We start from the raw sequence: 12498 nt of genomic DNA on the forward strand, positions 1-12498 counted from the left end.
GCGTCATCGTATAGTTAATACGCTAGATGGAACCGGTTCCAAAGAAAAGCTCAGGATGTTGAATTTATGATCGTCATCACGAAGGATCGTTAACGGGAGGTTGATCCCCTGATAATCAGTTCACCAGAGAAAACCTGTTCATGGATGGCGGTGCTGCCGCCTTCGATGCGGCGCACGACCTGTTCGACCGCCGCAAAACCAATCTGCCAGGTGGGCTGTTTGAGGGTGGTGATGCCGACACCCGCCAGTTCTGCCCATTCCAGTTCATCGAAACCCAGCAGTCCAATATCGCTGCCCCAGTTCAAACCGATGCGTTTGAGCGAGCGGGCAACCTGTAACGTGAGCGCGCCGTTAGCGGAGATAATTGCTTTGCGCATGCCGCGATAGCGGGTGTGAAACTGGCGCAGAGTATTATCCAGCAGTGCATTCTCAGCCAGCGGCACTTCCGCATTTTCGGCCAGCACGCCTGGGTAGCGCGCCAGGGTGGCATTAAACGCCGCCAGACGTTCGCGGCGGGTGTTGACGGTGCCCAGCGGTTCGCTGAGAAACAGCAGGGCTTCGAAACCCTGGTCAATGAGATGTTCGGTGGCGGTTGTTGCTGCCTGGGTATTATCGAGCCCCACCACATCGCAGGCGAAATCGGGAATTTTACGGTCAATCAGAACCATCGGCAGTGAGGATTGTTGCAGGCGATTGAGCGCCTCTTCGCGCATCCCGACGGCATTGACCACAATCCCTTCCACCTGATAACTGCGCAGCAGGTCGAGATAATGTTGCTCCTGATCAACCTCGTTGTTGGTGTTACACACCAGCGGAGTGAACCCTTTCTCGCGGCAGGCGGCCTCAATACCGCTTAACACGTTAACCGAGTAGGGGTTGGTGATATCGGCGATAATCAGACCAATCAGGCGGGTGCGGCCACGCTTCAGGCTGCGCGCCATCAGGCTGGGGCGATAATCGAGTTCGGCGATGGCGTTTTCAATACGCGCCAGAAGCGCATCGGAAAGCAGATGCTTCTCACCGTTAAGATAACGGGAGATGCTGGTTTTGCCGGTTTTCGCTGCTTTTGCGACGTCGCTGATTGTCGGGCGTGTTGATTTCGCCATAGGGAGCCTCTCTTTGCAAAGTGAGAACACCTTAGCGCGAAAATCTGGCTAAGCAAGTGATTTGCCCGGTAAACGAGGTGTTACCGGGCCGGAGTATTACTGGAGAGGGCTTAACGTGATTTCAACGCGACGGTTCTGCGCTTTGCCCGCTTCGGTGCTGTTGCTGGCAATTGGATTCGCCGGGCCCATCCCGCTGGTGCGGATGCGCGTTGCCGCCACGCCCTGCGTAATCAGCGAGCTGGCGACGGAATCCGCACGCTGCTGAGACAGGCGCATGTTCAGATCCTGCCCGCCGGTGCTGTCGGTGTAACCGACCACGTTCACCGCGGTTTTTTCATACTCTTTCAGCACCATCGCGACGCCGGTCAGGGTATTCGCGCCCGCCGGTTTCAGCGTCGCGCTGCTGCTGTCGAAGGTGACATTGTTCGGCATGTTTAACACAATGTTGTCGCCATTTCGCGTCACACTCACGCCCGTTCCCTGCATTTTGTCGCGCAGTTTAGCTTCCTGCACGTCCATGTAGTAACCGACGCCGCCGCCAAGAGCCGCACCCGCTGCCGCACCAATCAACGCGCCTTTGCCGCGATCTTTCTTCGACGAAGAGAGTGCGCCAACACCGGCACCAACCAGAGAGCCGATACCGGCGCCAATGCCGGATTTGCCCGCTTCGCGCTCACCGGTGTAAGGGTTAGTGGTGCAGCCAGAAACTGCCAGAGCTCCGCTCACAACGGCAGCAATCATCAGTACGCTTTTTTTCATCTCAGTTCCTTAATCCTTTTTTATTCTTTGCCACGGCGACCGTGACGGTTGATTATGACGTGGAAAGAAGCGGAAAATTCCCTCTATAACTCCGATTTATGTAAAAAATAATGAGTGATGGTTAATCTATCGCCACAACACCTGCATCGAACGCTCAGGAGCACGCTTTGGCTAATACAGCGAAAACGCACACGATCTTAACTGCCGCCCACTGGGGGCCCATGCTCGTCGAAACCGACGGTGAAACCGTTTTTTCCTCGCGCGGGGCGCTTAAAACCACGTTTGTGAACTCTTTGCAAAGCGCTGTGCGCGATCAGGTGCACAGTAAAACGCGAGTGCGTTACCCGATGGTGCGCAAAGGTTATCTGGCCTCACCAGCGTCGCCGCAGGGTGTGCGTGGGCAGGACGAATTCGTGCGGGTAAGCTGGGACGAAGCGCTGGATCTCATACACGCGCAGCACAAACGTATTCGCGAAACGTATGGCCCGTCCTCGATTTTTGCGGGTTCCTACGGCTGGCGCTCCAATGGCGTTCTTCATAAAGCGGCGACGCTGTTACAGCGTTATATGAGCCTGGCGGGCGGTTATACCGGTCATCTCGGGGATTACTCGACCGGCGCGGCGCAGGCCATCATGCCGCACGTGGTTGGCGGCAACGAAGTGTATCAGCAGCAAACCAGCTGGCCGCTGGTGCTGGAGCATACGGACGTGGTGGTGCTGTGGAGCGCCAACCCGCTGAATACGCTGAAAATTGCCTGGAACGCTTCGGATGAGCAAGGCATTCCTTACTTTGAACAACTGCGCAACAGCGGCAAACGCCTGATCTGCATCGATCCGATGCGTTCGGAGACGGTCGATTTCTTTGGTGAGACGATGGAGTGGATCGCGCCGCATATGGGGACGGACGTGGCGATGATGCTCGGCATTGCCCATACGCTGGTGGAAAACGACTGGCATGATGTGGAATTCCTGCAGCGTTGTACGACCGGTTATGCCCGGTTTGAAGCGTATCTGCTGGGCAACAGTGACGGTCTGCCGAAAACGGCTGAATGGGCATCAGCCATATGTGGTGTCAGTGCAGCTAAAATCCGTGAACTGGCGAAACTTTTCCACGAAAACACCACCATGTTAATGGCGGGCTGGGGCATGCAGCGTCAACAGTTTGGCGAACAAAAGCACTGGATGGTGGTGACGCTCGCCGCCATGCTCGGTCAAATCGGTACGCCGGGCGGGGGCTTTGGCCTCTCCTATCACTTCGCCAACGGCGGCAACCCGACGCGCCGCGCCGCGGTGCTGGCGTCGATGCAGGGCGCGGTAAAAGGCGGAGCGGATACGGTCGATAAAATCCCCGTCGCGCGAATTGTCGAGGCACTGGAAAACCCTGGCGCACCGTATCAACACAACGGCATGGACAGACACTTCCCGGATATCCGTTTCGTCTGGTGGGCGGGTGGGGCCAACTTTACGCATCATCAGGACACCAACCGCTTAATTCGCGCCTGGCAGCGCCCGGAACTGGTGGTGATTTCCGAGTGCAACTGGACGGCGGCGGCGCGTCATGCGGATATCGTGCTGCCTGCCACCACATCCTTCGAGCGCAACGATCTCACCATGACCGGTGATTACAGTAATCAACACCTGGTGCCAATGAAGCGCGTGGTGATGCCGCAGGGTGAAGCGCGCGATGATTTTGAGGTATTCGCTGAGCTGAGCGAGCGCTGGGAAACGGGCGGGCGCGAGCGTTTTACCGAAGGCAAAAGCGACCTGCAATGGCTGGAAACATTTTATCAGATCGCCTCAGAACGGGGCGCCAGCCAGCAGGTGACGCTGCCGCCGTTTGCGGAGTTCTGGCAGGCGAATCAACTTATCGAAATGCCGACCAGCGAACAAAACGCTCAGTTTGTGCGTTTCGCGGCCTTCCGCGCCGATCCGCAGGCTAATCCGTTGAAAACGCCGAGCGGGAAAATCGAGATTTATTCCGAGCGCATCGCCAGCTTTAATTATGCCGATTGCCCGCCGCATCCAATGTGGCTGGCGCCGGACGAATGGCACGGCAATGCCGAGCCGCAGCAGTTGCAGTTGCTTTCCGCGCATCCGGCCCATCGTCTGCACAGCCAGCTCAACCACACCTCCCTTCGCGAGCGGTATGCGGTCGCGGGGCGGGAACCGCTTACCCTGCATCCGCAGGATGCACGTGCACGAAATATTCAGGATGGTGATCTGGTGCGCGTGTGGAATCATCGCGGGCAGGTACTGGCGGGCGCGGTGGTGAGCGACGGCATTAAGCCTGGCGTGATTTGCCTGCATGAAGGCGCGTGGCCGGATCTTGATCTTCAGGCCGGAGGCATCTGTAAAAACGGTGCGGTCAACGTACTGACCAAAGACCTCCCCAGCTCGAAGCTGGGGAATGGTTGTGCGGGGAATACGGCGCTGGCGTGGGTAGAGAAATACCGCGGCCCGGCGCTTACGATAACGGCGTTTGATCCGCCTGCCAACGCATAATCCAGGTGGGATGTTTGGTCTCCTCCTGCCATGCGCCGTCTTCAATGCGAAAGCCGAGCGCATGGTAGAAATTCACCGCGCGGCCATTTTTCTGGTACACCTCCAGGCTTAACATCGGATAGCGCTGCTTAACCTCGTTGAGCAGCGCGCTGCCAATGCCGCGATGTAATGCCTGCGGGGCCACGAACAACGCCCCGACAAACTGGTTATCCATTACGCTGATGAATCCCAGCAGCGTGTCATTTTCTTCCCACACCCAGGTTTGTGCCGCCGGAAGGTAAACGTCGCGTACCAGCGCGAGGCTGTCATGCCAGTACAGCTCATCAATAAAAGGATGGGCGAAGGTGGTGCTTTCCAGCCACAGCGTCAGCACCGGGTCGAGGGATTTAGCTGTCCACTTGCGGATCATGCTGGCCTCCGGGATGGCAGAAACAGCCCGTCACGTGATCGTTAACCAGGCCGCACGCCTGCATGAAGGAGTAGCAAATCGTGGTGCCGACAAACTTAAAGCCACGTTTTTTCAGCGCTTTTGATAAGGCGTCGGACGCGGTCGTCGAGGTGGGAATGCCGGACAGCTCTGCCGCCTGGGTAACAACGGGCGTGTTATCCACGAATGACCAGACGAAATCGACAAACGGTTCACCGTTTTCTTCCATCGCCAACCAGGCGCGCGCGTTGCCAATAATGGCCTGAATTTTCCCTCGATGGCGGATAATTCCCGCGTCCAGCACCAGTCGCTCAACGTCTTCTTCCGTCATGGCCGCCACTTTGCGCGGGTCGAAATGGTGGAAAGCATGACGGTAGTTTTCCCGTTTCTTAAGCACCGTTATCCACGACAGCCCGGCCTGCTGGCCTTCAAGGCAAATCATTTCAAACAGCTGCTGCCCGTCTCTCTGCGCAACACCCCACTCCTTGTCGTGATAGTCGATATAGAGCGGATCCTGACTGACCCAACCACAACGCTGCATACCCTTCTCCTGTTTCATGGCCCTGATCTGATAATAAAACCTGCAAATCATGCTTGACGCCAGAAATAAAAAGACAATATTTAATACAGGGATACACACCCCCTAAAAACATAACAATATCGCCGGGTTCGGCTCTTTTCTGGAGTCGCTTAAATGATTGATAAGAAATGCACTGGCTTTCGACCAGCCGTTTTGACTGCGCCTGTCTTTTTTTACTTATTATTTGCGGCTAAGGCACACGCCTGGCAGCAAGAATATATCGTGACTGACACAGAAAGTCGTACCGCTGAACGTTATACATGGGATAGCGATCACCAACCGCGTTATGACGATATTCTGGCGGAGCGTATCAAGGCCGCCAGCGATGGGCCTGGGCTTGCGATAACCATGCCGGACGAGACGCCGCTGGATGCAACCAAATCAATGAGCGTCGGCTGGAATATGCCGCTGACGGCAGGTATTACGACCGGGCCCGTGGCCGTGTGGAGTTATGACGGCACGCCTGGCGCAGTGTTTAATGAGGCGGGCGATATTGGCAGTTATACCGATCCTATGTGGCATGCCAGTATCAGTACGCTGGGCTGGCGCGTGGATTCCCGCTCCTGGTGGGGCGTGCATCCGTGGGCGCAGGTGAGCTATAACCAGCAGTATGGCGAAAACCAGTGGAAAGCCCAGTCTGGCCTTAATCGCATGCCGGGTACCAATCAGGAAGGTAATTGGGTCGATGTCACGCTGGGTGCGGATATGTTGCTTAATCAACACGTTGCTGCGTATGCGGCTCTCTCGCAGGCAGACAACATGACCACGGGTTCTAACTACCTCTATACGATGGGCGTTAGCGCACGCTTTTAACATTGTCTGATGGCACGGGCCTGGCCGCGCCATCGGGCGTAAGCTGCACGCAATGCCATTCATTCCCCTCTCAGTGCATTTCATTCCGTCCTTGACGCACTTCATGCCTTTTTCCCCCATGGAATACGCGGGTTTCGTTATCGTAGCCGCAGTTAATTCAAGAAGGCATCTTCATTATGAACGCTGCAACTCAAAACCATACTCGCTGGCTGACGCTTATCGGCACTATCATTACCCAGTTTGCTCTGGGGTCAGTTTACACCTGGAGTCTGTTTAACAGCTCGCTCTCCAGCAAGCTGGATGCGCCGGTCAGCCAGGTCGCTTTCTCCTTCGGTTTATTAAGTCTCGGCCTCGCGCTTTCTTCTTCCGTGGCCGGGAAATTACAGGAGCGTTTTGGCGTAAAACGCGTCACTATGGCCTCCGGGATTTTACTTGGCGTCGGTTTCTTCCTGACGGCGCACTCTAACAGCCTGATGATGCTGTGGCTGAGCGCGGGCGTGCTGGTTGGCCTCGCCGACGGCGCGGGCTATCTGCTGACGCTCTCCAACTGTGTGAAATGGTTCCCGGAACGTAAGGGGCTGATTTCCGCGTTTGCCATCGGTTCTTACGGTTTAGGTAGCCTCGGTTTTAAATTCATTGACAGTCACCTGCTGGAAACCGTCGGCCTGGAAAAAACCTTTATGATTTGGGGCGCGATTGTGCTGGTGATGATTGTCTTTGGCGCGATGCTGATGACGGATGCGCCGCAGCAGGAAGTAAAAAGCGTTAACGGCGTGGTTGAAAACGACTTCACCCTGGCGCAGTCCATGCGTAAACCGCAATACTGGATGCTGGCGGTGATGTTCCTGACGGCCTGCATGAGTGGCCTGTATGTGATTGGCGTGGCGAAAGATATTGCCCAGGGCATGGTGCATCTGGATATCGCGACGGCGGCGAATGCGGTAACCATTATCTCAATCGCTAACCTGAGTGGCCGTCTGGTGCTCGGTATCCTGTCCGATAAAATCTCCCGTATCCGTGTCATTACTATCGGTCAGGTCATTTCGCTGGTGGGTATGGCTGCGCTGCTCTTCGCTCCGCTCAACGCGACCACTTTCTTCGCGGCAATTGCCTGCGTCGCCTTTAACTTTGGTGGCACCATCACTGTGTTCCCGTCGCTGGTGAGTGAGTTCTTCGGCCTGAACAATCTGGCGAAAAACTACGGTGTGATTTACTTAGGCTTTGGTATCGGCAGCATCTGCGGTTCGTTGATTGCCTCGCTGTTCGGCGGCTTCTACGTGACCTTCTGCGTCATCTTCGCTCTGCTGATTATCTCGCTGGCACTGTCCACGACGATTCGTCAACCGGTCCAGCCAACGCTGCGCCAGATACACGCTCACTGATTGCCAGTCCGAAAAAAGAGGAGCGATGGCTCCTCTTTTGCTGTTTTTAATCCCTCATTTGTCCACTTCCACACTTGCTTTTTTGTAAATATCTGTAGCGAAAATGCACATCATTGCCACTTTTCCCTCTTACTGTGGTCTACTTAGCCGCGCGCGTTCTGAATGGACTCTATTACTCCCGCACAATTGCCTGATGCGCCAACCTGGATGGTTTAGCGCTGGATCTGTTTTTTCCCTTTTTTCAGGGTTATTTGCATGCGATATATTAAAACGATGTCTCAGCAGACGCTGTGCTGGCTGCTGGCCGTTTACATCGGTCTGTTTATGAATGCTTCCGTGTTCCTTCGTCGCTTTGAAGGTTACGCTCAGGAACTCACTTTCTGGAAAGGCGTCGCGGCTATCGTTGAAATGGTTGCCGCCGTTCTGATCTGCTTTTTCCTCCTGCGTATTCTGTCGTTGCTCGGCAGACGCGTCTGGCAGGTACTGGCGTCGTTGCTGGTTCTGATTTCCGCTGGCGCGTGTTATTACATGACCACCATGAACGTCATGATTGGCTACGGTATTGTCGCGTCGGTTATGACGACGGATATCGATCTGTCGAAAGAAGTGGTTGGCTGGACGCTGGTTGTCTCGGTGGTGCTGATAAGCGCCATTCCGCTGTTCCTTATCTGGTTCAACGGCAGCAACATGACGCTGTGGCGTCAGATTCGCACGCCGGCACTGCGCTGGCGCAGCGTGCTGGTGGTTCTGTTGGCGGGTCTGATGGTCTGGGGGCCGGTACGTTTTCTGGATACGCGCCAGAAACGCGATGACCGTATTGCGGGCGTGGATATGCCGAGCTACGGCGGTGTACTGGCTAACTCCTATCTGCCGTCCAACTGGCTTTCTGCACTGGGGCTTTACGCGTTTGCACAGGTAGATGAATCATCAGATAACAAATCCCTGATGAACCCGGCGAAGAAATTTACCTATACGCCGACGCAAAACCTCGACGATACCTACGTGATTTTTATCATCGGGGAAACCACCCGTTGGGATCATATGGGGATGCTGGGTTATGAGCGCGACACCACGCCAAAACTCTCTAAAGAGAAGAACCTCGTGATGTACCGCGGTTACTCCTGTGACACCGCGACGAAGCTGTCGCTTCGCTGCATGTTTGTGCGTGAGGGCGGGGCGGAAGATAACCCGCAGCGCACGCTGAAAGAGCAGAACGTGTTTGCGGTGCTTAAGCAGTTAGGCTTCAGTTCTGACCTCTATGCGATGCAGAGCGAGATGTGGTTCTACACCAATACGATGGCGGATAATATCGCTTACCGTGAGCAGATCGCCGCAGAGCCGCGCAACCGCGGTAAAGCCGTGGATGACATGCTGCTGTCGAGCGAAGTTCAGCGCTCGCTGGATGATAACCCGCAGGGTAAACACCTGATTGTGCTGCACACCAAAGGGTCGCACTACAACTACACCCAGCGTTACCCGCGCGCGTTCGCGAAGTGGGGGCCGGAGTGCTATGCCGTCGATCGTAAGTGTCCAAAAGACCTGATGATTAACTCGTTTGATAACTCCATCACCTATGTCGATCACTTTATCGATACCATTATCGATCAGGTGCGCGATAAGAAAGCGATTGTGTTCTACGCCTCTGACCACGGTGAGTCGATTGAAGAGCGCGAGCACCTGCACGGTACGCCGCGCCATATGGCCCCACCGGAGCAGTTCCGCGTGCCGATGATGGTGTGGATGTCGGATAAATATCTGGAGAATCCGTCTAATGCTGCGGCGTTTGCGCAGTTGAAGAAGGAAGCGGATATGAAGCAGCCGCGCCGTCATGTTGAGCTGTACGACACGATTATGGGATGCCTCGGTTACACCTCGCCAAACGGCGGGATTAACGAGAATAACAACTGGTGTCACATCCCGGATGCCAGCAAGAAAGCCACCAATTAACCGCGATGGCGAGTTTATCGCCGAACGAATGGCTTTTTTAAGGTAAGGGATTGACGGGGATGCATCGCAGCAGTAAGATGCGCCCCGCATTCGGTGATTGGCGCAGCCTGGTAGCGCACTTCGTTCGGGACGAAGGGGTCGGAGGTTCGAATCCTCTATCACCGACCAAATTTGAAAAGCCCGCTCTTTGAGCGGGCTTTTTTGCGTCTGGTGTTTGAAGACAACCCTCACCCTAACCCTCTCCCTGAGGGAGAGGGGACCGATCGCCCGCAGGTTGACGTTTAGCGCTGGTTTTCTCTCTCCCTGAGGGAGAGGGGACCGATCTCACGCAGGTTTACGTTTAGCGCTGGTTTTCTCTCTCCCTGAGGGAGAGGGGGCCGATCGTACGAGGTTTACGTTTAGCACTGGTTTTCTCTCTCCCTGAGGGAGATGGGACTGATCGCCCGCAGGTTTACGTTTGGCGCTGGTTTTCTCTCTCCCTGAGGGAGAGGGGGCCGATCGCCCGCAGGTTTATGTTTAGCGCTGGTTTTCTCTCTCCCTGAGGGAGAGGGCCGATCGTACTAGGTTTACGTTTAGCGCTGGTTTTCTCCCTCTCCCTGAGGGAGAGGGGGCCGATCGTACGAGGTTTACGTTTGGCGCTGGTTTTCTCCCTCTCCCTGTGGGAGAGGGCTGGGGTGAGGGCAACAGCGTGCGACGATCACACATAAGGCCCTTTACGCATCTGAATCATCGCGACCTCTCCATTTTGTGACCTATTCCATTGCTTTTTTTTATACATAGTCAGATCTTTTTTTTCGTTGCTTATGGATAACCTCAGCATTTTCCCCTGTGCGTTTTAACGTTCGCGGTATTTATCGCTCAGATAATCACCATTCTGTCATTATTTTTTCATAATGTGATTAAACGTTAATCACTGACCACCTGGAATTATCAAGAACAAAACTCTGGCTTGTCGCGAGTAGCATAAATTTCTCTGCTGAAAATACCGCTCTGGAGTTTTTTTAATCTTTGCCTGTCAATTCTCACCCTTGTTGTAAATCCCGGATGAGTGTATTGACGTTTTCACATTCTGTTGACAGATTGTAGGGCACGAGGGGCATTTCAGGGAGGATCTGCGCTGCAACTCACACGCTCACCTGAAAGGAATCTCCATCCCCTGTAACGCCTTCGGGCACCACCGACCAGACCGGTTAAAAAACAAATAAAGGCTGGCGGAATAACAACAACACAACACACATAACCTGGAGCAGAATAATGAGTATTTCCTTGAAGAAGTCAGGGATGCTGAAGCTTGGTCTCAGCCTGGTGGCGATGACCGTCGCAGCGGGCGTACAGGCTAAAACCCTGGTTTATTGTTCTGAAGGCTCGCCGGAAGGCTTTAACCCACAGCTCTTTACCTCGGGAACCACCTACGACGCCAGCTCGGTGCCAATCTATAACCGTCTGGTGGAGTTCAAAACCGGCACCACTGAAGTCATTCCTGGGCTCGCTGAAAAGTGGGAAGTCAGCGAAGATGGCAAAACCTACACCTTCCACCTGCGTAATGGTGTGAAGTGGCAGGACAGCAAAGATTTCAAACCAACGCGTGACTTCAACGCCGATGACGTGGTGTTCTCATTCGATCGTCAGAAAAACGATCAGAACCCGTACCATAAAATTTCTGGTGGCAGCTATGAATACTTCGAAGGCATGGGCCTGCCGGAGCTGATTAGCGAAGTGAAAAAAGTCGATGACCACACGGTTCAATTCGTGCTGACTCGTCCGGAAGCGCCGTTCCTCGCCGACCTGGCAATGGACTTCGCCTCTATTCTGTCAAAAGAATATGCTGACAACATGCTGAAAGCCGGTACGCCGGACAAAGTTGACCTGAACCCAATCGGTACCGGGCCATTCCAGCTGCAGCAGTACCAGAAAGACTCTCGTATTCTCTATAAAGCCTTCCCGGGCTACTGGGGCACCAAGCCGAAGATCGACCGTCTGGTCTTCTCCATCACGCCTGACGCTTCCGTGCGTTACGCCAAGCTGCAGAAGAACGAATGCCAGGTGATGCCGTACCCGAACCCGGCAGACATCGCGCGCATGAAGCAGGATAAAAATATTACCCTGCACGAGCAGGCGGGCCTGAACGTGGGCTATCTCTCCTACAACGTGCAGAAAAAACCGCTCGATGATGTGAAAGTTCGCCAGGCGCTGACCTACGCGGTGAACAAAGAAGCGATCATCAAAGCCGTTTATCAGGGCGCTGGCGTGGCCGCGAAAAACCTGATCCCGCCAACCATGTGGGGCTATAACGATGACGTTAAAGACTACAGCTACGATCCTGAAAAAGCGAAAGCGCTGCTGAAAGAAGCGGGTCACGCGGACGGTTTCACCATCGATCTGTGGGCGATGCCGGTTCAGCGTCCGTATAACCCGAACGCACGCCGTATGGCGGAGATGATCCAGGCCGACTGGGCCAAAGTGGGCGTGAAAGCCAACATCGTCACCTACGAATGGGGTGAGTACCTGAAACGCGCGAAAGCCGGTGAACACCAGACGGTAATGATGGGCTGGACCGGTGATAACGGGGATCCGGATAACTTCTTCGCAACCCTGTTTAGCTGCGCAGCGTCAGAGCAAGGCTCCAACTACTCAAAATGGTGCTACAAGCCGTTTGAAGACCTGATTCAACCGGCACGCGCGACCGACGATCACAACAAGCGTATTGAACTCTACAAACAAGCTCAGGTAGTGATGCACGACCAGGCGCCAGCGCTGATCATTGCTCACTCCACCGTGTACGAGCCGGTGCGTAAAGAAGTCAAAGGCTATGTGGTTGATCCGTTGGGCAAACACCACTTCGACAACGTCTCTATCGAATAATAACGATGTTCCCCCTCTCCCTCAGGGGTGAGGGCGGGGTGAGGGTGGCCTGGTGTCACCTTTAGCCTCTCCTGTGCCCTGAGGGGGCGGGTATTTACATTTGTGAGCAATACAGACACCC

9 protein-coding genes and 1 tRNA gene are annotated in these 12498 nt (G+C 54.8%); 6 read left to right on the forward strand and 4 right to left on the reverse strand.

Features of this window, described 5'->3' with window-relative positions; genetic code table 11:
* Positions 1-89 precede the first annotated feature (89 nt).
* Together ACOXYR_RS22540 and ACOXYR_RS22545 are read right to left on the reverse strand one after the other, a co-directional pair.
* On the reverse strand, positions 90-1106 hold the full coding sequence (locus tag ACOXYR_RS22540; protein WP_108476453.1) for a LacI family DNA-binding transcriptional regulator: 1017 nt from the start codon (positions 1104-1106) through the stop codon (positions 90-92).
* Between the two features lie 96 nt (positions 1107-1202).
* Positions 1203-1865 carry an OmpA family lipoprotein gene (locus ACOXYR_RS22545; RefSeq protein WP_108476452.1) on the reverse strand — a complete coding sequence of 221 codons (663 nt, stop codon included), beginning with the start codon at positions 1863-1865 and terminating at the stop codon, positions 1203-1205.
* 221 nt (positions 1866-2086) lie between these two features.
* Here ACOXYR_RS22545 and ACOXYR_RS22550 point away from each other — a divergent pair, with 221 nt between their 5' ends.
* Positions 2087-4366, forward strand: coding sequence for a molybdopterin guanine dinucleotide-containing S/N-oxide reductase (locus ACOXYR_RS22550; RefSeq protein WP_421355901.1), 2280 nt, complete (start codon positions 2087-2089; stop codon positions 4364-4366).
* Here the strand turns inward: ACOXYR_RS22550 and ACOXYR_RS22555 are convergent.
* Together ACOXYR_RS22555 and tag are read right to left on the reverse strand one after the other, a co-directional pair.
* Positions 4329-4775, reverse strand: a complete 447-nt coding sequence (locus ACOXYR_RS22555) for an N-acetyltransferase (RefSeq protein WP_421355863.1) — start codon at positions 4773-4775, stop codon at positions 4329-4331. The genes ACOXYR_RS22550 and ACOXYR_RS22555 overlap by 38 nt on opposite strands.
* Positions 4753-5334 carry a DNA-3-methyladenine glycosylase I gene (tag, locus tag ACOXYR_RS22560; protein WP_421355862.1) on the reverse strand — a complete coding sequence of 194 codons (582 nt, stop codon included), beginning with the start codon at positions 5332-5334 and terminating at the stop codon, positions 4753-4755. Before tag ends, ACOXYR_RS22555 begins: the two co-directional genes overlap by 23 nt.
* Positions 5335-5487: 153 nt before the next feature.
* On the opposite strand from tag, the gene ACOXYR_RS22565 reads away from it, so the two are divergent.
* The 5 genes from ACOXYR_RS22565 (at position 5488) to dppA (ending at position 12377) form a co-directional block, all read left to right on the forward strand.
* The gene (locus tag ACOXYR_RS22565) at positions 5488-6186 is read left to right on the forward strand and encodes an autotransporter domain-containing protein (RefSeq protein WP_421355861.1); all 699 of its coding nucleotides are present in this window, start codon (positions 5488-5490) and stop codon (positions 6184-6186) included.
* A 176-nt stretch (positions 6187-6362) separates the two neighbouring features.
* Positions 6363-7568 (forward strand): L-lactate MFS transporter, encoded by a 1206-nt coding sequence (locus ACOXYR_RS22570; RefSeq protein ID WP_407731749.1) that lies wholly within the window; start codon positions 6363-6365, stop codon positions 7566-7568.
* Positions 7569-7823: 255 nt separating this feature from the next.
* Positions 7824-9515, forward strand: a complete 1692-nt coding sequence (gene eptB / locus ACOXYR_RS22575) for a kdo(2)-lipid A phosphoethanolamine 7''-transferase (protein WP_113858371.1) — start codon at positions 7824-7826, stop codon at positions 9513-9515.
* Positions 9516-9606: 91 nt separating this feature from the next.
* Positions 9607-9683: transfer RNA gene (locus ACOXYR_RS22580), tRNA-Pro, on the forward strand.
* 1086 nt (positions 9684-10769) lie between these two features.
* A complete protein-coding gene (dppA, locus tag ACOXYR_RS22585; protein WP_108476741.1) occupies positions 10770-12377 on the forward strand; it encodes a dipeptide ABC transporter periplasmic-binding protein DppA in 1608 nt (535 codons plus the stop codon).
* The last annotated feature ends 121 nt before the right edge of the window (positions 12378-12498 follow it).

The sequence above is a fragment of the Pseudocitrobacter faecalis genome, assembly GCF_965231525.1.
Lineage (GTDB): Bacteria > Pseudomonadota > Gammaproteobacteria > Enterobacterales > Enterobacteriaceae > Pseudocitrobacter > Pseudocitrobacter faecalis.